This is a genomic window from Streptomyces sp. UNOB3_S3, from assembly GCF_020740895.1.
Classification (GTDB): domain Bacteria; phylum Actinomycetota; class Actinomycetes; order Streptomycetales; family Streptomycetaceae; genus Streptomyces.
Window position 1 is genome coordinate 1 of the sequence record NZ_JAILXP010000042.1, and the last position, 19,174, is coordinate 19,174.

19 protein-coding genes and 1 tRNA gene are annotated in these 19,174 nt (G+C 72.6%); 11 read left to right on the forward strand and 9 right to left on the reverse strand.

Annotated features, from left to right (window positions below; genetic code table 11):
- Positions 1–226: 226 nt before the first annotated feature.
- Complete coding sequence (locus K6I33_RS07185; protein WP_229348933.1) at positions 227–733, forward strand: Lrp/AsnC family transcriptional regulator; 507 nt, start codon at positions 227–229, stop codon at positions 731–733.
- Between the two features lie 57 nt (positions 734–790).
- Here K6I33_RS07185 and K6I33_RS07190 read toward each other — a convergent pair whose 3' ends face one another.
- Positions 791–1,384 carry a TetR/AcrR family transcriptional regulator gene (locus K6I33_RS07190; protein ID WP_229348934.1) on the reverse strand — a complete coding sequence of 198 codons (594 nt, stop codon included), beginning with the start codon at positions 1,382–1,384 and terminating at the stop codon, positions 791–793.
- Positions 1,385–1,386: 2 nt separating this feature from the next.
- Positions 1,387–2,910, reverse strand: coding sequence for a 3-hydroxyacyl-CoA dehydrogenase (locus K6I33_RS07195; RefSeq protein WP_229348935.1), 1,524 nt, complete (start codon positions 2,908–2,910; stop codon positions 1,387–1,389).
- Between the two features lie 138 nt (positions 2,911–3,048).
- Here K6I33_RS07195 and paaN point away from each other — a divergent pair, with 138 nt between their 5' ends.
- Complete coding sequence (gene paaN / locus K6I33_RS07200; protein ID WP_229348937.1) at positions 3,049–4,752, forward strand: phenylacetic acid degradation protein PaaN; 1,704 nt, start codon at positions 3,049–3,051, stop codon at positions 4,750–4,752.
- A gap of 18 nt (positions 4,753–4,770) precedes the next feature.
- Here the strand turns inward: paaN and K6I33_RS07205 are convergent, their stop codons facing one another.
- The 3 genes from K6I33_RS07205 to K6I33_RS07215 are packed head-to-tail and all read right to left on the reverse strand — an operon-like array spanning position 4,771 to position 7,495.
- Entirely contained in the window at positions 4,771–5,544 is a 774-nt protein-coding gene (locus K6I33_RS07205; RefSeq protein WP_229348939.1) for an RNA methyltransferase, read from the reverse strand.
- Between the two features lie 5 nt (positions 5,545–5,549).
- Positions 5,550–6,821, reverse strand: coding sequence for an HTTM domain-containing protein (locus K6I33_RS07210; protein WP_229348941.1), 1,272 nt, complete (start codon positions 6,819–6,821; stop codon positions 5,550–5,552).
- A complete protein-coding gene (locus tag K6I33_RS07215) occupies positions 6,818–7,495 on the reverse strand; it encodes a DUF5819 family protein (protein ID WP_229348943.1) in 678 nt (225 codons plus the stop codon). Before K6I33_RS07215 ends, K6I33_RS07210 begins: the two co-directional genes overlap by 4 nt.
- A gap of 217 nt (positions 7,496–7,712) precedes the next feature.
- Here K6I33_RS07215 and paaA point away from each other — a divergent pair, with 217 nt between their 5' ends.
- From paaA to K6I33_RS07245, 6 genes are all read left to right on the forward strand, one after another.
- Entirely contained in the window at positions 7,713–8,675 is a 963-nt protein-coding gene (gene paaA / locus K6I33_RS07220; protein ID WP_229348945.1) for a 1,2-phenylacetyl-CoA epoxidase subunit PaaA, read from the forward strand.
- The gene (paaB, locus tag K6I33_RS07225) at positions 8,672–8,959 is read left to right on the forward strand and encodes a 1,2-phenylacetyl-CoA epoxidase subunit PaaB (RefSeq protein ID WP_229348946.1); all 288 of its coding nucleotides are present in this window, start codon (positions 8,672–8,674) and stop codon (positions 8,957–8,959) included. The genes paaA and paaB overlap by 4 nt, the downstream gene beginning before the upstream one ends.
- Complete coding sequence (gene paaC / locus K6I33_RS07230) at positions 8,956–9,684, forward strand: 1,2-phenylacetyl-CoA epoxidase subunit PaaC (protein WP_229348949.1); 729 nt, start codon at positions 8,956–8,958, stop codon at positions 9,682–9,684. The genes paaB and paaC overlap by 4 nt, the downstream gene beginning before the upstream one ends.
- On the forward strand, positions 9,678–10,190 hold the full coding sequence (gene paaD / locus K6I33_RS07235) for a 1,2-phenylacetyl-CoA epoxidase subunit PaaD (RefSeq protein ID WP_229348951.1): 513 nt from the start codon (positions 9,678–9,680) through the stop codon (positions 10,188–10,190). The genes paaC and paaD overlap by 7 nt, the downstream gene beginning before the upstream one ends.
- Complete coding sequence (locus K6I33_RS07240) at positions 10,190–11,281, forward strand: 2Fe-2S iron-sulfur cluster-binding protein (protein ID WP_229348953.1); 1,092 nt, start codon at positions 10,190–10,192, stop codon at positions 11,279–11,281. Before paaD ends, K6I33_RS07240 begins: the two co-directional genes overlap by 1 nt.
- Before the next feature lie 82 nt (positions 11,282–11,363).
- Complete coding sequence (locus K6I33_RS07245) at positions 11,364–12,509, forward strand: acyl-CoA dehydrogenase family protein (protein WP_229348985.1); 1,146 nt, start codon at positions 11,364–11,366, stop codon at positions 12,507–12,509.
- A 21-nt stretch (positions 12,510–12,530) separates the two neighbouring features.
- Here the strand turns inward: K6I33_RS07245 and K6I33_RS07250 are convergent, their stop codons facing one another.
- From K6I33_RS07250 to K6I33_RS07260, 3 genes are all read right to left on the reverse strand, one after another.
- On the reverse strand, positions 12,531–12,860 hold the full coding sequence (locus K6I33_RS07250; protein ID WP_229348955.1) for a rhodanese-like domain-containing protein: 330 nt from the start codon (positions 12,858–12,860) through the stop codon (positions 12,531–12,533).
- Between the two features lie 40 nt (positions 12,861–12,900).
- On the reverse strand, positions 12,901–13,716 hold the full coding sequence (locus K6I33_RS07255) for a J domain-containing protein (RefSeq protein WP_229348957.1): 816 nt from the start codon (positions 13,714–13,716) through the stop codon (positions 12,901–12,903).
- Between the two features lie 91 nt (positions 13,717–13,807).
- Positions 13,808–15,241, reverse strand: a complete 1,434-nt coding sequence (locus tag K6I33_RS07260; protein WP_229348958.1) for a DUF2252 domain-containing protein — start codon at positions 15,239–15,241, stop codon at positions 13,808–13,810.
- A gap of 259 nt (positions 15,242–15,500) precedes the next feature.
- Here K6I33_RS07260 and K6I33_RS07265 point away from each other — a divergent pair, with 259 nt between their 5' ends.
- Positions 15,501–17,225 carry a proline--tRNA ligase gene (locus K6I33_RS07265; RefSeq protein WP_229348959.1) on the forward strand — a complete coding sequence of 575 codons (1,725 nt, stop codon included), beginning with the start codon at positions 15,501–15,503 and terminating at the stop codon, positions 17,223–17,225.
- A gap of 129 nt (positions 17,226–17,354) precedes the next feature.
- Here K6I33_RS07265 and K6I33_RS07270 read toward each other — a convergent pair.
- Positions 17,355–17,438: transfer RNA gene (locus K6I33_RS07270), tRNA-Leu, on the reverse strand.
- 330 nt (positions 17,439–17,768) lie between these two features.
- Between K6I33_RS07270 and K6I33_RS07275 the strand changes: the two genes are divergently transcribed.
- Positions 17,769–18,605: a DUF3662 and FHA domain-containing protein gene (locus K6I33_RS07275; protein ID WP_229348960.1), complete on the forward strand. Its 837-nt coding sequence runs from the start codon at positions 17,769–17,771 to the stop codon at positions 18,603–18,605.
- Positions 18,606–18,615: 10 nt separating this feature from the next.
- Positions 18,616–19,146, forward strand: a complete 531-nt coding sequence (locus tag K6I33_RS07280; RefSeq protein ID WP_229348961.1) for an FHA domain-containing protein — start codon at positions 18,616–18,618, stop codon at positions 19,144–19,146.
- Positions 19,147–19,174: the final 28 nt, after the last annotated feature.

A 19,174-nucleotide genomic window follows, 5' to 3' on the forward strand; every position in this document is an offset into this window, starting at 1 on the left:
TGCCAGGCCGGGGGCGGGGCGGGCCGGTACGAGCCGGGCTGCTCCAGAACCGTCATGGCGAGCACCTCCTCTTGGGACGAGCTTGACCGGAAAGCGTCCTGCGCTCTCCCTACCGATTGTTCGGTCGTCGGCACTTTTTGGCTACAGGCGGCCCGAGCCTGTGGACAAACGGTTCTCCACAACCTGAGATATGGGCAGGACGTCCATGAAGGGGAGGCATGGCGGTATGCCGGACGAACAGATGGCCACTTCGGGCGGCAGACCGCCCGCCCGCCCGCTCGACGACATAGACCGCTCGATCCTGCGCATGCTCCAGACGGACGGTCGGGCCTCGATACGGTCCGTGGCCGAGCGGGTGCACGTGTCGCGGGCCAACGCCTACGCGCGGATCAACCGGCTGATCGACGACGGGGTGATCAAGGGGTTCGGCGCCCGGATCGACCAGGAGCGGGCCGGGCACGGCGCCTCGGCCTACATCACGTTGAAGATCGTCCAGAATTCCTGGCGCACGGTCCGCGAGAAGCTCCGGGAGCTGCCGGGCGCCGCCCACATCGCCCTGGTGAGCGGGGATTTCGACGTCCTGCTGCTCGTCCACACCAAGGACAACCGCGCCCTGCGCGAGCTCGTCCTGAGCCGGATCCAGGCGATCGAAGAGGTGCTGAGCACGCGGACGCTGCTGGTCTTCGAGGAGACGGACCTCAAGGAGGACCGCCCGCTCGACGACGGCCGCTAGCGCGCCCGGAGGGCGCCGCGGCCGCCGCCGGCGGGCGGGTGGCTGCCGACGGGGGCGTCAGCGGTAGGTGCGCAGGCCGGCGAAGGCCGTGTGGACGACCGCGTCGGCCACCTCGTCGCTCGTGGCGGCCCCGCCCCGTTCCGGCCGGTACCACTCCACGACCGAGTTGATCATTCCGAAGAGCAGCCGGGTCGCCAGCCGGGCGTCCACGTCCTGCCGCAGGTCGCCGTCGGCGGCGGCCTCCTTCAGCAGCGCGGCGACACGGTGGTCGAATTCGCGCCGCCGCTCCATCGCCCAGCGCTCGGTGTCCGTGTTGCCCCGCACGCGCAGCAGCAGCGTCACATAGGGCAGCTCCGCGAGCAGCACCTCGACGGTCCGCCGGGTGACGTACTCCAGCCGCTCGACCGCCCGCCCGCCGGTGGCGCCCGGCTCGTCCAGGACCGCGAAGAGGCCGTCCAGCGCCCGGCTTATGGCGAGCCGCAGCAGTTCCTCCTTGCCCTTGACGTGGTGGTAGATCGAGGACTTGGAGATCCCGGCCGCCTTGGAGAGGTGCTCCATGGAGGTGCCGTCGTAGCCCCGCTCGTTGAACACCTTGACGGCGACCGCGAGCAGCGATTCGGGCGTGTAGGTGTCGCGCTTGGCCATGGTCATGATTACAGCAGGCTCTCTTCGACGGCCGCACGGCGGCGGAGGGACTGACAGGCGGCGTAGCGCCCGCCGGGGTACTCGTGGTCCATGCTCAGCAGGAACTGCCGCAGCCAGGTGGTATCGAGCGACCGCCCCCATCCCAGAGGGCCGACGGGGTAGTTCACTCCCAGTCGCATGGCGGTGTCGATGTCCTCGGACGTCGCGACGCCCCGGCCGGCCGCGTCCTCCGCGAGGTCGACGAGGAGGGCGACCGTACGGGCGACGATCATCCCGGGGAGGTCGCCGATGACGCTGACCTTCTTGCCGAGAGCCTGGAACAGGCCAATGGCCGCCCGTACGTCCGCCTCCGGCGCGGTCCGGGAGGGCGCCAGGGCGACGCGGGTGCACCTGCGGTAGTCGAGAGCGAGGTCGAAGTCGATGCGCGGGCCGAGGTAGGCCGCGTTGGTGGGACCGTTACCGTCGGTGAGGCACAGTTCCGTACCGCCCGGGAGGACGATGGAGCCGTCGTACGTGTCCTGACCGCCATCCCGGGTGATCTTGATACCGGCTTCTTCGATCATCTGCGGCAGCACCGCCGCCGGACCCGTGAGACGATGGCGATAGCCCACCTCCGCGGGCTGCTCACAGGGCCCGGCCGTGCTCGGCTCGGGCCTCTCGGCGCCGTCGGCGTACGGGAACCACCCCTCGCCGCTCTTCCGGCCCAGCAGCCCCGCCTGCACCAGCCGCCCCTGTGCCAGCGACGGCGTGAACTTCGGGTCCTGGAAGAACGCCTCGTAAACCGAACGGGTGACGGCGTCGTTCACGTCCTGGCCGATGAGGTCGGTCAGCTCGAAGGGGCCCATCGCGAAGCCGCCGCTCTCCCGGAGCACGGCGTCGATGGTGGCGGGGTCGGCGCCCCGCTCCTCGTACACCCGGAAGGCCTCGGCGTAGAAGGGCCGGGCGAGGCGGTTGACGATGAAGCCGGGGGTATCGGCGCAGGCCACCGGGGTCTTGCCCCACGCGGCGACGGTGGCCCGGGCCCGCTCGGCGGCCGTCTCGTCGGTGGCGTGGCCGCGGACGACCTCGACGAGGGGAAGCACCGGGGCGGGGTTGAAGAAGTGCAGGCCGACGAAGCGGCCGGGCAGCCGCAGCGCCCCGGCGACGGCGGTCACCGGCAGTGAGGAGGTGTTGGTGGCGAGCAGGCAGTCGTCCGCGACGACCGGTTCCAGCTCCTGGAAGAGCTTCCGCTTGGCGTCCAGCCGCTCCACGATCGCTTCGATGACGAGCGCGGAGTCGGCGAGTTCGGCGAGCCGCGCGGCGGGTCGCAGACGGGCGAGAGCCGCGTCCCGGCCGGCCGCGTCGAGCCTGCCCTTGTCCACCAGGCGGCCGAGCCGGGCGGCGACCGCCCGGGCCGCCTCCTCCGCCTGGCCTGGCACCGCGTCGTACAGCCGTACGGGGTGGCCCGCGGCCAGGGCGACCTGGGCGATGCCCTGGCCCATGGTGCCGGTGCCGACGACGGCGACGGCTCGGGCCGGGTCGATTGCGGTCATGACAGTGATCCTCCCCGATGAGTTGTCCACAGGTTCGCCGGGCCCCCTTGCCCCGACCGATCGTTCGGTTACTGTATCCATCGGGGGCGCTTCTGATCCCCCGTATCGGAGCCCCGCTCGACGAGGAGTTGGTCTGACGTGACCGCCGGACTCACCACCGCCCAGCTGATCGAGAAGCACCGCCCCACCCTTGACCAGGCCCTGGACGCCATCCGTTCGCGCGCCTACTGGTCCCCGCACGCCGAGCACCCGAAGGCCTACGGGCCCGAGGGCGCGCCCGGCAGCCTGGGCGCCGCCGAGGGTCAGGCCGCCTTCGACGCGCAGCGCGGCAAGCGCTTCGAGCTGGACCAGCCCGGCACGGACGGCTGGGCGGGCTCGGAGGTCTCTCCGTACGGCTTCGAGCTGGGCATCGAGTATCCGCACGCCGACGTCGACGTCCTCCTGCCCACGATGCGCGCGGCGATGCCCTCGTGGCGCGAGGCGGGCCCGCGGGCGCGGGCGGCGGTCTGTCTGGAGATCCTGGCCCGGATCAACGCCCGGACGCACGAGTTCGCGCACGCGGTCATGCACACCAGCGGCCAGGCGTTCATGATGGCCTTCCAGGCGGGCGGGCCGCACGCGCAGGACCGCGGCCTGGAGGCCGTCGCCTACGCCTACGCCGAGCAGACGGGCGCCGCCCCGGAGACCGCCGAGTGGGTGAAGCCGCAGGGCAAGCGCGATCCCCTGAAGCTGAACAAGCAGTTCACCACCGTGCCGCGCGGCGTCTCCCTGCTCATCGGCTGCAACACCTTCCCCACGTGGAACGGCTACCCGGGCCTGTTCGCCTCCCTGGCCACCGGCAACGCCGTCCTGGTCAAGCCCCACCCGCGCGCGGTGCTGCCGCTCGCCCTGACGGTGCGCGTCGCCCGTGAGGTGCTGGCCGAGGCCGGCTTCTCCCCCGACCTGGTGGCGCTGGCCGCCGAGCGGGACGGCGAGGGCATCGCCAAGTCCCTGGCCGTCCGCCCGGAGATCCGCATCATCGACTACACGGGCTCCACCGCCTTCGGCGACTGGCTGGAGGCCAACGCCCGCCAGGCGCAGGTCTTCACGGAGAAGGCGGGCGTCAACACCGTCGTCGTCGACTCCACCGACGACTACAAGGGCATGCTCTCCAACCTGGCCTTCTCGCTGTCCCTCTACAGCGGCCAGATGTGCACCACCCCGCAGAACCTGCTCGTCCCGCGCGAGGGCATCTCCACGGACGCCGGGCACAAGTCCTTCGACGAGCTCGTCGCCGACCTCGCCACGGCCGTGGAGCGGCTCCTGGGCGACGACGCCCGGGCCAACGCCCTGCTCGGCGCCATCGTCAACGACCAGGTCAAGGCCCGGATCGACGCCGCCGCGCAGCTCGGCGAGGTCGCTCTCGCCTCCCGTACCGTGGCCAACCCCGACTTCCCCGGCGCCACGGTCCGCACCCCGGTCATCGTCAAGCTCGACGGCGCCAAGCCGGACGCCGAGGCGGCCTATCTCTCGGAGTGCTTCGGCCCGGTGTCCTTCGCGGTGGCGGTCGGCTCCGCCGCCGACGCGGTGGAGCTGCTGCGCCGCACGGTGCGGGAGAAGGGCGCGATGACGGTCGGGGCGTACACGACCTCGGCCGATGTCGAGCGGCTGATCGAGGAGGCATGCCTGGAGGAGTGCGCCCAGCTCTCCCTCAACCTCACCGGCGGGGTGTACGTCAACCAGACGGCCGCGTTCTCCGACTTCCATGGCTCGGGCGGCAACCCCGCGGCCAACGCGGTCCTGTGCGACAGCGCCTTCGTCGCCACCCGCTTCCGCACGGTGGAGGTACGCCGCCAGGCCTGAGCCGGCCGGGGCCGGGGCTCAGCCCGCCGCGGGCGCCGCCCCGGTCCCACCCCAGTGGAACAGCGCCATCGCCACACTCGTGGCCAGGTTGTAGCTGGACACCTGCGGCCGCATCGGCAGCGCGACCAGCCGGTCCGCCCTGCCCCGCAGCTCCGCCGAGACCCCGTGCCGCTCCGACCCGAACACGAGGAGCGCGTCGTCGGGCAGGGGGACGCCCCGGATGTCGTCCCCCTCCGGGTCCAGGACGTACAGCGGCCCCGGGGGCAGATCGTCGGCCGGCAGTCGTTCCACCGCCGTCGCGTAGTGCAGCCCGGCCCCCGATCGCACAGCGTTGGGGTGCCAGGGGTCGATGTCCCCGGTGGTGACCACGCCGGTCGCGCCGAAGCCGGCCGCCAGCCGGACCACGGCCCCGACGTTGCCGAGGTTGCGGGGGTTGTCCAGGACGACGACGGGGGCCGGCCGGGGGCGTCGGGCCAGTGTGTCGAGGTTGGCCCGGCGGTCGCGCCGCGCGGCGAGCGCGGCCACGCCCGTGGGGTGGATCCTGGGCACGAGCTCCCGCAGCGTCGCCGCGGGCACCTCCACCAGGAGGTCGTCGAGGGTGTCCGTCAGATCCCCGGCCAGGTCGGCGGAGAGCGCCAGGACCGAGGCCTTGTCGCTGGTGAGGGCGGGCCCCACGGGTGCCCCGAAGCGCAGGGCGTGCTTGAGCGCGTGGAAGCCGTCGAGCAGCACGGCGCCGGGCGCGTCGGCGGCCCACCGCCGCAGCGCGGCGGTGCCGGGATCGTCCTGGGTCATGGGCCTCAGCCTACGGTCCGCCGGCCGGGCCCCGGCACGGCGGCCGACCCGTCGGTCGAGCCATCGGCCGGCCCGTCGGCTCCCTCCTCGGCCGGGGTCCGGGGAGCGGGGCAGGAGGCCGCCGTCCCCATCCGCCGGCGGACCAGGGACGGCAGGCGCCGGACGCCCTCCAGCCGGCGCAGGACGGACGTCGGCAGGAACACCGCGTCCGTGACGATCATCGCGAGGGAGAAGAAGGGCAGGCCCAGCAGCACGGCGATGCCGAGGTGCTCGGCCATCATCAGCGCCAGCAGCACGTTCTTCACCCGCCGGTTGAGCAGAGTGAAGGGGAACGCGACCTGCACGGCCACCGTGCCGTAGCTGAGCAGCAGGACGACGAGGCTGCTGGCGGCGAGGGCGTGGGAGAGCCAGGGCCAGGGCGAGAAGTAGTCGATGTGCATCGGGTAGAACAGCGCGGTGCCGTCCTGCCAGCGCGATCCCTGGACCTTGTACCAGCCGGCCGTGGCGTAGATCAGGCAGACCTCCGCCATGATGACCACCAGGGCGCCGTTGTGCGCCAGATGGGCCAGCGCGTCGAGCACGGCGCGCGGCTCCCCGGGGGCGTGGCGCCGCACGGCCCACCACACGCCCTGGACGGCCCACAACCCCCACAGGGCGACAGGCCAGGAGAGGCCGGGCAGCGGCCCCTCGCCGGTCCAGGACATGCTGTCGTCGCCGAGGAGTTGCGCGAGGACGAGCCCGAGTCCGCAGACCGTCCACAGCACGACTCCCGGCACGTCCTTCGAGCCGGCGTCGGCACCCTCCCGCGCCTGTCGCGCCGCGCGCCGGGCGTCGAGGGACCAGACCTGGCCGCAGCGGGTCAGGACCATGTAGAGCGCCATCAGATGGACGACGTTGTCGCCGCCGTCCCCGATGAACACGCTGCGGTTCTGGAGCGACAGCACACCGAGCATGGAGAGGACCGACATGGTCCGGGTGCGCCAGCCGAGCATCAGCAGGGCGCTGAAGACGATGGCGAGCACGTAGACGGTCTCGAACCACGCGTGGCTGTCGGACCACATCAGCGCGGTGAAGGCGTGGTTGTCACCGGTGAGCTCGCGGGCCATCCGCCAGCTCCAGGGCGCGTCCGGCCCGTACAGCTCATGACGGTTGGGCCATTCGCGGAGCAGGTAGCACAGCCAGGTGAAGGAGAGCCCGATCCGCAGGAGGGCCGTCTGATGGGGGCCCAGGGAGGCGCCCGTGACGCGGGCGAGCGCGCGCGACAGTGAGGTGGTCATCGGTTCCTCGCCTCCGCGAGATCGGCGCTGGTCACCGGCCACCAGCCCAGCACCCGGTACACCGGCTTGGTGTCGGCCTTCTCGTCGCTCCAGGGCGGGGGCGCGATGGAGGTGGTCACGGACCGCACCTGGACGCGTTCGACCGGGCGGCCGTCCCGGGCCGCGCCCAGCCGGGAGACGGCGATGCGGCGGACGTACTGCTCGGCGAGGCGGCCGCGCAGGCCGCTGGGGCGCTCCTGGCCGTCGTGGGTTCCCGCGTAGAAGTCCCAGGCGCGGCGGAGCTCGTTCTGCCGGGTGTGGCTCGGGACGGGGTTGTGGAGTATGTCGGCGCCGTCGCGGGCCGACAGGTCGGTCCAGGGGGTGACGGTGGTCCGGCCGTCCGGGCCGGTCAGCTCGGCGCGCGCCTGCACGGCGATGTTCTGCTGGAGCGGGTTGGGGGCGAAGAACTTCCAGTTCTGTTCGAACTCCGGGTAGACGTAGTCGTCTATCTCCGCCGCGTGTCGTTTGCTGACCGTGTTCGGCGGCGCCACATGCAGGAACATCATCGCGAGGTGCACCGCCACCGCCAGCGTCACCACCACGGCGCCGACGGCCACGACGACGCGTGACGGCAGGGAGAGGCCCTCCGGTCCGGCGGCGCCGTCGGCCCGCCCCCGCGCCTCGTCCGTCTCCATCGCTCCGCCCCGATCCCGTGTCCGCCGGTCCGTGCGCCCGTGGCGCGCGCCGCCGGGCGCCCGAGTGCCCCGGCGTGCACCCGAACCGTACCGACGTGGCCTCACCAGGCCCAGCGTCCACGGGTTATCCACAGGCTTGACAGGGTCTGGGGCTCGCCTCACCATTGAACCGAACGATCGGTCGGTAGGGAGAGTCATTAAGGCGAGGGGGCACGGCATGACCACGACGGCGCCGGAGACGGGAGCGCTGGAGGCGGTGTTCGAAGCCGCCGTGGCCGCCGACGAGCGCATCGAGCCACGGGACTGGATGCCCGACGCCTATCGCGCCACGCTCGTCCGGCAGATCGCCCAGCACGCCCACTCCGAGATCATCGGCATGCAGCCCGAGGCCAACTGGATCACCCGCGCGCCCTCGCTGCGCCGCAAGGCGATCCTCATGGCCAAGGTGCAGGACGAGGCGGGCCACGGCCTCTACCTCTACAGCGCCGCCGAGACCCTCGGCACCGGCCGCGACGAGCTGCTCGACAAGCTCCACGCCGGCCGCCAGCGCTACTCCTCGATCTTCAACTACCCCACCCTGACCTGGGCGGACGTCGGCGCCATCGGCTGGCTCGTGGACGGCGCGGCCATCACCAACCAGGTCCCCCTCTGCCGCTGCTCCTACGGCCCCTACGCCCGGGCCATGGTCCGCATCTGCAAGGAGGAGTCCTTCCACCAGCGCCAGGGCTATGAGCTGCTGCTCGCCCTCAGCCGGGGCACCGAGGCCCAGCACGCGATGGCGCAGGACGCGGTGGACCGCTGGTGGTGGCCGTCCCTGATGATGTTCGGCCCGCCCGACGACGAGTCCGCCCACTCCGCGCAGTCCATGGCCTGGAAGATCAAGCGGCACTCCAATGACGAGCTGCGCCAGCGCTTCGTGGACATCTGCGTCCCGCAGGCCGAGTCCCTGGGCCTCACCCTCCCCGATCCGGACCTCCGGTGGAACGAGGAGCGCGGCCACCACGACTTCGGCCCCATCGACTGGGACGAGTTCCACGAGGTCCTCCGCGGCAACGGCCCGTGCAACGAACAGCGGATCACCCAGCGCCGCAAAGCCCATGAGGAAGGCGCCTGGGTCCGCGAGGCAGCCGCCGCGTACGCCACCAAGCACGCGGCCGAACACGGAGAGGCGACAGCATGACCGGCACCGACTGGCCCCTGTGGGAAGTGTTCGTGCGCAGCAGGCGGGGCCTGTCCCACACCCACGCCGGCAGCCTCCACGCCCCGGACGCCGAGATGGCCCTGCGCAACGCCCGCGACCTCTACACCCGGCGCTCCGAAGGCGTCTCCATCTGGGTGGTGCCGTCCACGGCGATCACCGCCTCCTCCCCGGACGAGAAGGACCCCTTCTTCGAGCCCGCCGCCGACAAGCCCTACCGCCACCCGACCTTCTACGACATCCCGGAGGGGGTGAAGCACCTGTGACCGCCCCCGTGCAGGCTCCCGCGGCCGCCGCCCTCGCCCTCGGCGACGACGCCCTGGTGCTCTCCCACCGGCTGGGCGAATGGGCCGGGCACGCCCCCGTGCTGGAGGAGGAGGTCGCCCTCGCCAATATCGCGCTCGACCTGCTCGGCCAGGCCCGCGTCCTGCTCTCCCTCGTGGGCGACGAGGACGAGCTCGCCTACCTCCGCGAGGAGCGCGCCTTCCGCAACGTCCAGCTCGTCGAACAGCCCAACGGCGACTTCGCGCACACCATCGCCCGCCAGCTCTACTTCTCCACCTACCAGCAGCTGCTGTACGAACGGCTGGCGGGCGACGGGGAGTCGCCCTTCGCCCCCGTCGCGGCGAAGGCCGTCAAGGAGGTCGCCTACCACCGGGACCACGCCGAGCACTGGACCCTGCGGCTCGGCGACGGCACGGCGGAGAGCCACGCCCGGATGCGGCGCGCCCTCGACGCCCTCTGGCGGTTCACGGGCGAGCTCTTCGAGCCCGTGGAAGGACTGCCCGTCGACCCGGCCGCCCTCCGCGACGGCTGGCTGACGTCCGTGACCGACGTCCTCCGCCGCGCCACGCTGACCCTGCCCGAGGGCCCCCAGGCCGGCGCGTGGACGGCCGGCGCGGGCCGGCAGGGCATCCACACCGAGCCGTTCGGCCGGATGCTCGCGGAAATGCAGCATCTGCACCGCAGCCACCCGGGGGCGACATGGTGAGCACGCCCACGGGAGCCCCCGTCTCCCGCCTCGAAGAGGAGCTCCTGGCCCTGGCCGGGTCCGTCCCCGACCCCGAGCTGCCCGTGCTCACCCTGGCCGAGCTGGGCGTCCTGCGCGGCCTGCGCGTCACCGGCCCCGGCCGGGTCGAGGTGGAGCTCACCCCCACCTACACCGGCTGCCCCGCCGTCGAGGCGATGTCCGCCGACATCGAACGTGTGCTCAATGAGCGGGGGCAGGCCGAGGTCACCGTCCGCACGGTCCTCTCCCCGCCCTGGTCCACCGACGACATCACGGCCGAAGGCCGCCGCAAACTCGAGGAGTTCGGCATCGCGCCACCGGGGCCGACGGGGGCGAAAGGCCCTGTCATGGTCGGCCTGGCCATTCGGTGCCCCCACTGCGGGTCCACCGACACCACGCTGCTGAGCCGCTTCTCCTCCACCGCCTGCAAGGCGCTGCGCCGCTGCGAGGCCTGCCGCGAACCGTTCGACCACTTCAAGGAGTTGTGATGGCAGCGGCCCGCCATGGCGCCTTCCACCCCCTGCGAGTGACGGCCGTCGAGCCCCTCACCGACGACTCGGTCGCCGTCACCCTCGCGGTCCCGCCCGACCTGCGCGCCGGCTTCCGGCACGCGCCCGGCCAGCACCTCGCCCTCCGCCGGACCGTGGACGGCACGGAGATACGCCGCACCTACTCCATCTGCGGCCGGGCCCCGGGCCCCGAGGGGCCCGAGACGCTACGGGTCGCGGTGCGGCTGGTGGACGGCGGGGCGTTCTCGACGTACGCCCTCAAGGAGCTGGCCGTGGGGGACACCGTGGAGGTGATGGCCCCGGCCGGACGGTTCGTGCTGCGGCCCCGGCCGGGCCGCTTCGCCGCGATCGTCGGCGGCAGCGGGATCACGCCCGTCCTCAGCATCGTCTCGACCCTGCTGGCGAGCGAGCCGGAGGCCCGGTTCTGCCTGATACGCAGCGACCGCACCACCGCCTCGACGATGTTCCTCGACGAGGTCGCCGACCTCAAGGACCGCTACCCCGACCGGCTCCAGCTCGTCCAGACCCTCTCCCGGGAGGAGCAGCAGGCCGGGCCCGCCTCCGGCCGGCTGGACGAGGAGCGGCTGACCCGGCTGCTGCCCGCGCTGCTGCCGGTCGGGGCGGTCGACGGCTGGTTCCTGTGCGGCCCCCATGGGCTGGTGCAGGGCGCGGAGCGGGCGCTGCGCGCCCTGGACGTCCCGCGCGAGCGGATCCACGAGGAGATCTTCCACGCGGAGGAGACCACGACGGGCGCCGCCACGGCCCCGGTGGCGGCCACGAAGACGCCCCTCACCCACAGCAAGGTGACCGCCAAACTGGACGGCCGCAGCGGCAGTTGGCCCGTGCACGACGGGGAGACGCTGCTGGAGACGGTGCTGCGCAACCGCGCCGACGCGCCCTACGCCTGCAAGGGCGGCGTCTGTGGCACCTGCCGCGCGTTCCTGATCTCCGGTGACGTTCGAATGGACCGCAACTTCGCTTTGGAACAGGAGGAGTTGGACGCCGGATACGTACTGGCCTGCCAGTCGCACGCCACCACGGAGAAGGTCGAGCTGGACTTCGACCGCTGACCGCATTCCCAATTCCTCGACACTCCCTTAGTTTGACGGATCGTCAGATAGTCACGGGATGCTCATGGAAGGGGCGGCGGCCATGGACTTCACCTTCACCGAGGAGCAGCAGGCGGCGGCCGAGGCGGCCCGGGCCGTCCTCGGCGGGGTGAGCGCCGACGGGGTGCCCAGCCCGGCCCTGGTGACGGGCCCGGTCGCCGAGGACTTCGACCGCCCGCTGTGGCGCCGCCTCGCCGACGCGGACCTGCTGAGCCTGCTCCTGCCCGAGGAGCGCGGCGGAGCGGGGCTCGGGCCGATCGCCCTGTGCCTGGTGCTCCGCGAGGCCGGCCGGGTCCTGGCCCGCGTCCCCCTGCTGGAGACCAGCGCCGCCGCCTTCGTCCTGGGCACGTACGGCGACGCCGCGACGGGACCGCTGCTGGACGCCATCGGCCGGGGCGAGCTCGTCGTCACGACCGCCGCCCAGGGCCGTACCGGGCATGACGCCCCCGAGCGAGCCGTCACGGCCCGGCAGGACAGCGACGGCCACTGGCTCCTCGACGGGCAGCAGACCGCCGTGCCCTGGGCACCCACCGCCGACCGGATCCTGTTGCCCGCCCACGCCGGGAACGGCCGTACGGTCCTCGCCCTGGTCCCGCCCGGCCGCCCCGGAGTCACCCTGGACGACCAGGTCTCCACCAACGGCGAGCGCTACGCCCGGGTCACCCTCGACGCGGTGCGCATGGGGGCGGACGAGACGGTCACGGCGGACGGCGGCTGGGAACGGCTGCGCGAGCTGCTCACCGTCGGCACCTGCGCCCTGGCACTCGGCGTCGGCGAGGCGGCCGCCCGGATGACAAGTGACTACACGAGCAAGCGGGAGCAGTTCGGCTTCCCCCTCGCCACGTTCCAGGCCGTGGCGGTCCAGTGCGCGGATCGCTATATCGACCTGAGGGCGATGGAGGCCACGCTGCTGCAAGCGGCCTGGCGCATCGAGATATCCACCGGCAGCGGGGAAACCGACGCGCTGCCCGTCGCCGCGGACATCGCCGTCGCCAAGGTCTGGGCCTCCGAGGGCGTACGCCGCGTCGTCCAGACCGCCCAGCATCTGCACGGCGGCTTCGGCGCGGACACCGAGTACGCCCTCCACCGCTATCACGCCTGGGCCAAACAGCTGGAGCTCTCCCTCGGCCCGGCCGCCGCCCATGAGGAGGCCCTGGGCGACCTGCTGGCCGCCCACCCCCTGAGCTGAGGAACGGCTAGATCACAGCGGCTAGATCACGGCGCCCGGGGCGCCGGCGGCGTCCACGACCGGACGGCCGGCGGCCGCCCACACCTGCATCCCGCCCTCGACATTCGCCGCGTCGAGCCCCTGCTGCACCAGATAGGCCGTGACCTGCGCGGAACGGCCCCCGGACCGGCAGATGACATGGATCCGGCCGCCCTCGGGGGCCTTCTCCGTCAGCTCACCGAAGCGCGCCACGAAATCGCTCATCGGGATGTGCAGCGCGCCCTCGGCATGCCCTGCCTGCCACTCGTCGTCCTCACGCACGTCCAGCAGGAAATCGTCGGCGGACAGGGCGTCGACACCGACCGTGGGCACTCGGGAACCAAAAACCATGCTCCCGACGCTACCCGACCGGCTAGCCGGTCAGCGAGGCCAGATGAGCCTCCCGTTCCGTGATCTGCGCCAGCAGCCCGTCGGCGATCTCCACCAGCAGCCCGTCCGGGTCGTCCGGCGCCATCCGGAGCATCGCGCCGATCGCGGAGGCCTCCAGTTCGGCGGCCACCGCCGACAGCATGTCTTTGCGTCGCGCCAGCCACTCCAGCCGCGCGTACAGCTCCTCGCTGGGGCTGACGCGCCGCTGCGCCGGCACGGGACCCGCCGCCCACTCCTCGGCGAGCTCCAGGAGCAGCGCCTCGTCACCGTCGGCGTAGGCGGCGTTCACCCGCACGATGAAGGCCTCGCGGCGCAGCCGGTCCGCCTCGTCCGGGGCCAGGTCCGGGTGGGCCTTGCGGACCAGTTCGCGGTAGGCGCGCCGGGCCGCGTCGCTGGGCCGCACCCGGGCCGGCGGGCGCACCCGCTGCTCGGTGAGCATGGCCGCGGCCTCCGGCGACATCCCGGAGTCGTCGATCCAGCCGCCCAGCAGGTCGTCGACCCCGGGCATGGGCTGCACCAGCGCCCGGGCTTCCCGGGCGCGCCGGGCGTCCTCCGCGTCCCCCGAGCGTGCCGCGACAGCCTCGGCGATCAGTGCGTCGAGCTCGTCGAGACGGGCGTACATCGGGCCGAGGCGCTGGTGGTGCAGGCGGGAGAAGTTCTCCACCTCGACCCGGAAGGTCTCCACCGCTATCTCGAACTCGATCAAGGCCTGTTCGGCCGACCGCACGGCCTGGGCGAGCCGCTCGGTACCGGGTTCCTCCGCGCGCGGCTCGTCGGCCGTCTCAGCTTCCGGGTTCATCACCCGCCCAGGGTACGAGGTGGCCTCCGGCCCGGGCCCCCGGTTCCGGCCCGGGCCCCGGGTTCCGGCCCTGGCCCACCCGGGGCGCCCCTCAGACCCCCGTCTCCGCCGCCACCCGCCCGGTGCGCACGGCCGCCGCCAGCTCCGCGTGATCGGCTTCCATGCGGTCCGCGTACGCGACGGCGAAGGCGGCGATCGCCTCGTCCAGCTCCTCGCCCTTGCCGCAGTAGCCGGCGATCAGCAGCGGGTCGGCGCTGTGCGCGTGCGCCCGCGCCAGCAGGGCGCCCGTCATCCGGCCGTAGTCGTCGAGCTCGCCGGGGGCCAGCGCCGCCGGGTCCACGCTGCCCTTGCGGTTGCGGAACTGCCGTACCTGGTACGGGCGTCCCTCGACCGTCGTCCACCCCAGCAGCACATCGCTGACGACCTGCATCGACTTCTGTCCCAGCACCACGCGCCGCCCCTCGTGCCCGGCGGGCGGCGCCTCGAAGCCCGTCTTCTCGGCGTAGGGCAGCAGCGCCGACGGCCGGGCCTCCTTGACCTGGAGCACCAGCGGCTCGCCCCGGTGGTCGTGCAGCAGCACCACGTACGACCGCAGCCCCACGCTCCCGGTGCCCACTATCCGGAACGCCACATCCTGGATCGTGTACCGGGCCAGCAGCGGCAGCAGTTCCTCCGGCAGCGTGCCCAGGTACGGGCCGAGGGAGGCCGCGACGGCGGCCGCCTCCTGGTCCGGCACCCGGCGCAGCACGGGCGGCGCGTCGACGAACCGGCGGCCGCCCAGGCCGTCCTCCTCCGTCGACCTGGCGGCGAAGCGGGCGCTGGTGTTCCGCCGGGCCTTCGCCCCGACCCGCTCCAGCGTGCCCATCAGCTGGTGGGCGTCGGCGTGGGAGACGAGCTCCTCGTCGGCGATGGCGTTCCAGGCCTCGGACGCGGGCATCCGGGCCAGCAGCCGCATCGTGTGGCGGTAGGCGCCGGCGGCGTCGCGCGCCGCCGTGCGGCAGGTGTCCTCGTCGGCGCCCGCCTCGCGCCCGGCCAGCACCAGGGAGGCGGCGAGGCGCTTGACGTCCCACTCCCACGGTCCGTGGAGGGTCTCGTCGAAGTCGTTGAGGTCTATGACTATTTCGCCGCGCGCGTCGCCGTAGAGCCCGAAGTTCGCGGCGTGCGCGTCCCCGCACAGCTGGGCGCCCACGCCGGTGACGGCCGTGCCCATCAGGTCGTACCCCATCAGCCCGGCCGAGCCGCGCAGGAAGGCGAAGGGGGAGGCCACCATGCGGCCCACACGGATCGGGACGAGCCCGGGCAGCCGCCCGGCGTTGGCCTCCTCGACGCTCTCGACCGCGCCGGGGCGTCCGGCGGCGGGCCGCCAGCGGGCGTGCTCGGCGCGGGGCACCGCGTCGCGCAGGGCCTTGCCCGCGGTCCTGGCGGCCTTACCGGCCCTGCCGACCTTGCCCGCCCCGCGCGCGGTCCCGGCCGGTTCTCCGGCCGCCGGCTGGGCGAATCCCGGTACGTACGGCAGTCGCGTCATCGCGGTGCCACCTCCCCCATCGGCGTCAACCGCCCGTTGGTGTCGATCTTCCCCGACCGTACCGTCCCGCCGGGCGCCGTGTCCGGCCGGGCGGTCACCCGGCAAGTCTCCTCTCCCGCAGGCCCATTGACCCGCCGCTTGACCAGTCGCGCATGTCGGATCTTCCCCGGGAAATCCGCTTCTGGGCGGCGAGGGACGCTGGATACCCTGCACATCCATCGCGTCCATCGCACCGCTCTCCCCCTCGCAAGGAGTCATCGTGTCCCAGGTCCAGCGCATGTCCAGGCTGATGGTGAAGACCCTGCGCGACGATCCGGCGGACGCCGAGACGCTCAGCCACAAGCTGCTGGTGCGGGCCGGCTATGTGCGTCGCAACGCGGCCGGCGTCTGGACCTGGCTGCCGCTGGGCAAGAAGGTCCTGGACAACGTCTCGGCCGTCGTGCGCGAGGAGATGGACGCCATCGGCGCCCAGGAGGTGCTGCTGCCGGCGCTGCTGCCCAAGGAGGCGTACGAGGCGAGCGGCCGCTGGGAGGAGTACGGCGAGCTGCTGTTCCGGCTGAAGGACCGCAAGGGCGCGGACTATCTCCTGGGCCCCACGCACGAGGAGATCTTCACGCAGACGGTCAAGGACCAGTGCGTGTCCTACAAGGACCTGCCGGTGATGCTCTACCAGATCCAGACGAAGTACCGGGACGAGGCCAGGCCGCGCTCGGGGGTGCTGCGCGGCCGGGAGTTCCAGATGAAGGACTCGTACTCCTTCGACATCACCGACGAGGGGCTGGCCGAGTCGTACGCCCTCCACCGGGCCGCCTACCAGCGGATCTTCGCCCGTCTGGGGCTGGACCACCGGATCGTGTCGGCGGTGTCGGGGGCGATGGGCGGCTCGGCCTCGGAGGAGTTCCTGGCGCCCGCCGCGGCCGGTGAGGACACCTTCGTCGACTGCCCGGCGTGCGGGTACGCGGCGAACACGGAGGCGGTGACCTTCCCGGCGGACCGGGCGGAGCCGGTGGACGCGTCCGCGGCGGGCCCGATGACGGAGCTGGACACCCCGGACACCCCGACGATCGAGTCCCTGGCCCGGCAGCTGGCCGTACCGGCCTCCGCGACCCTGAAGAACCTCCTGGTCAAGGTGGACGGGGAGATCGTGGCCGTGGGCGTGCCCGGGGACCGCGAGGTGGACCTGGGCAAGCTGGGCGAGCACCTGGCCCCGGCGGTCGTGGAGCTCGTCACCGCCGAGGACTTCGCCGGCCGCCCGGACCTGGTGCGCGGCTACGTGGGCCCGCAGGGCCTCGCGAAGGTCCGCTACATCGCCGACCCGCGCGTCGCCCCCGGCACCGCCTGGGTGACGGGCGCCAACAAGCCGGACACCCACGCGCGCGACGTCGTCTGCGGCCGGGACTTCGAGGTCGACGACTACCTGGACGTCGTCGTGGTCGAGGAGGGCGACCCGTGCCCGTCGTGCGGCGCGGGGCTGCGGCTCGGCCGGGCGATCGAGGTCGGGCACATCTTCCAGCTCGGCCGCAAGTACGCCGACACCTTCCAGCTGGACGTGCTGGGCCCGCAGGGCAAGCCGGTGCGGGTGACCATGGGCTCGTACGGCATCGGCGTCTCACGGGCGGTGGCGGCGCTGGCCGAACAGACCGCCGACGCCAAGGGCCTGTGCTGGCCCGCCGAGGTCGCCCCGGCCGACGTCCATGTGGTCGCGGCCGGCAAGGCGGCGCAGACCGAGCTCGCCCTGGACGCCGCCGAGCGGCTGCGCGCGGGCGGACTGCGGGTGCTGGTCGACGACCGGGCCGGGGTCTCTCCCGGGGTGAAGTTCACCGACGCGGAACTGATCGGCATCCCGAGGATCCTGATCGTCGGCCGCCGGGCCGCCGAGGGCGTGGTGGAGCTCAAGGACCGCCGGAGCGGGGAGAGCGAGGAGCTGCCGCTGACGGAGGCGATCGCCGAGCTGACGGAGGCGGTCGCGAAGCTGACGGCCTGACCGTTGCGGTCCGCGCTCCGCTCCGCCCGGCGCCCGCCGGGTGGGGCGGGGTGTGAGCACTCCCACATACCGGACGGGGACATAGCAAGACGGCCGGCATCGTGATCACGATGCCGGCCGTCTCGTCTGTGCGCGAGGGGGGAGTTGAACCCCCACGCCCTTTCGGGCACTGGAACCTGAATCCAGCGCGTCTGCCTATTCCGCCACCCGCGCATGGGTGTGTCTTCCGCTTTCCGGACCGTTCCCCCGGCGTTTCCGCCCGGTTCTTGTCCGTTCGCCTTCCGACATCGAGAACATTAGCACGCTCTCGCGGGTGCGTTCACACCCATTGCCTCCGCCCCGTCCCCGGGGGAGGGCCCGGGGAGGGCTCCGGTTGCGGGACACTGGCTTCGGGGCACCTCTACGATCCGCGTGGAGGCGACACTCATCACTCCTGGCGTCGAAGGGGAACCAGCCGTTTTCCCGACGCGTGGATACGATCAGTAAGCAGTATCAGGAACGACACTGAGCATCAGAGACGTCACTGAGGGAAGGAGGTGCCCCGTGGGAGTACTGAAGCGCTTCGAGCAGCGACTCGAGGGTCTCGTGAACGGCACCTTCGCCAAGGTGTTCAAGTCCGAGGTGCAGCCGGTCGAGATCGCGGGGGCACTCCAGCGGGAGTGCGACAACAACGCCACCATCTGGAACCGTGACCGCACCGTCGTCCCGAACGATTTCATCGTGGAGCTGAGCGCCCCGGACTTCGAGCGCCTCAGCCCCTACTCCGGCCAGCTCGGCGACGAGCTGTCCGGCATGGTCCGCGACTACGCCAAGCAGCAGCGGTACACCTTCATGGGGACCATCAAGGTCCACCTGGAGAAGGCCGACGATCTCGACACCGGTCTGTACCGGGTGCGCAGCCGCACCCTCGCCTCCAGCGAGTCGCAGGACCCGCACGCCCGGCAGCAGGCCGCGCGCCCCGGACCGGCCGGCGCCACCCAGGGCGCCGGCTATCCGCCGCAGCCCTCCGGCGTGCCGCCCATGCCCGCGTCGCCGCCGTCCGGTGCCCGTCCCCTGCCGCGCACCGGCGGGCCGGGTCCCGGAGCGGTGCCCGGGGCACAGACGCGCCGCTGGATCGAGATCAACGGCACCCGTCATCAGATCTCGCGGTCCACGCTCGTGCTGGGCCGCAGCACCGAAGCGGACGTACGCATCGACGACCCCGGCGTCTCCCGCCGGCACTGCGAAATCCGGGTCGGCACCCCCGCCACGGTCCAGGACCTGGGGTCGACCAACGGCATCGTGGTGGACGGGCAGCACACCACGCGCGCTACGCTCCGCGACGGCTCACGGATCGTCGTGGGCAGTACCACCATCGTTTATCGGCAAGCCGAAGGGTGAAGCGGGGGCAATGTCAGAGCTGACCCTCACGGTCATGCGGTTGGGTTTCCTCGCCGTACTGTGGCTGTTCGTCATCGTGGCCGTCCAGGTCATCCGCAGCGATCTGTTCGGCACCCGCGTGACCCAGCGCGGCTCCCGCCGCGGCGGGGAGGCCCGCCCGCAGCGCGCGCAGCAGGCCCAGTCGGCGCCGCCGCAGCAGCGCCAGCAGCAGCCCGGCGGCCGTCGCGCCGACCGCGGCCGCCGGGGCGCGCCCACCAAGCTGGTGGTCTCCGAAGGCAGCCTGACCGGCACCACGGTGGCCCTCCAGGGCCAGACCATCTCCCTCGGCCGCGCCCACGACTCGACGATCGTGCTGGACGACGACTACGCCTCCAGTCGGCATGCCAGGATCTACCCCGACCGCGACGGCCAGTGGATCGTCGAGGACCTCGGGTCGACCAACGGCACCTACCTCGACCGGACCCGGCTGACCACCCCGACCCCGATTCCGCTCGGCGCGCCGATCCGCATCGGCAAGACCGTCATCGAGCTGCGGAAGTAGTAGGACCATGACGACCGGAGGGTGGGCA

Coding starts and splice junctions, on each gene's coding strand:
- K6I33_RS07210 (WP_229348941.1), bottom strand. CDS start 6,821: ATGACCACCTCACTGTCGCGCGCGCTCGCCCGCGTCACGGGCGCCTCC.
- paaD (WP_229348951.1), top strand. CDS start 9,678: ATGGTGAGCACGCCCACGGGAGCCCCCGTCTCCCGCCTCGAAGAGGAG.
- K6I33_RS07255 (WP_229348957.1), bottom strand. CDS start 13,716: ATGAACCCGGAAGCTGAGACGGCCGACGAGCCGCGCGCGGAGGAACCC.
- K6I33_RS07195 (WP_229348935.1), bottom strand. CDS start 2,910: ATGACCGCAATCGACCCGGCCCGAGCCGTCGCCGTCGTCGGCACCGGC.
- K6I33_RS07185 (WP_229348933.1), top strand. CDS start 227: ATGCCGGACGAACAGATGGCCACTTCGGGCGGCAGACCGCCCGCCCGC.
- K6I33_RS07260 (WP_229348958.1), bottom strand. CDS start 15,241: ATGACGCGACTGCCGTACGTACCGGGATTCGCCCAGCCGGCGGCCGGA.
- K6I33_RS07280 (WP_229348961.1), top strand. CDS start 18,616: ATGTCAGAGCTGACCCTCACGGTCATGCGGTTGGGTTTCCTCGCCGTA.
- K6I33_RS07205 (WP_229348939.1), bottom strand. CDS start 5,544: ATGACCCAGGACGATCCCGGCACCGCCGCGCTGCGGCGGTGGGCCGCC.
- K6I33_RS07240 (WP_229348953.1), top strand. CDS start 10,190: ATGGCAGCGGCCCGCCATGGCGCCTTCCACCCCCTGCGAGTGACGGCC.
- K6I33_RS07245 (WP_229348985.1), top strand. CDS start 11,364: ATGGACTTCACCTTCACCGAGGAGCAGCAGGCGGCGGCCGAGGCGGCC.
- paaA (WP_229348945.1), top strand. CDS start 7,713: ATGACCACGACGGCGCCGGAGACGGGAGCGCTGGAGGCGGTGTTCGAA.
- K6I33_RS07215 (WP_229348943.1), bottom strand. CDS start 7,495: ATGGAGACGGACGAGGCGCGGGGGCGGGCCGACGGCGCCGCCGGACCG.
- K6I33_RS07190 (WP_229348934.1), bottom strand. CDS start 1,384: ATGACCATGGCCAAGCGCGACACCTACACGCCCGAATCGCTGCTCGCG.
- paaB (WP_229348946.1), top strand. CDS start 8,672: ATGACCGGCACCGACTGGCCCCTGTGGGAAGTGTTCGTGCGCAGCAGG.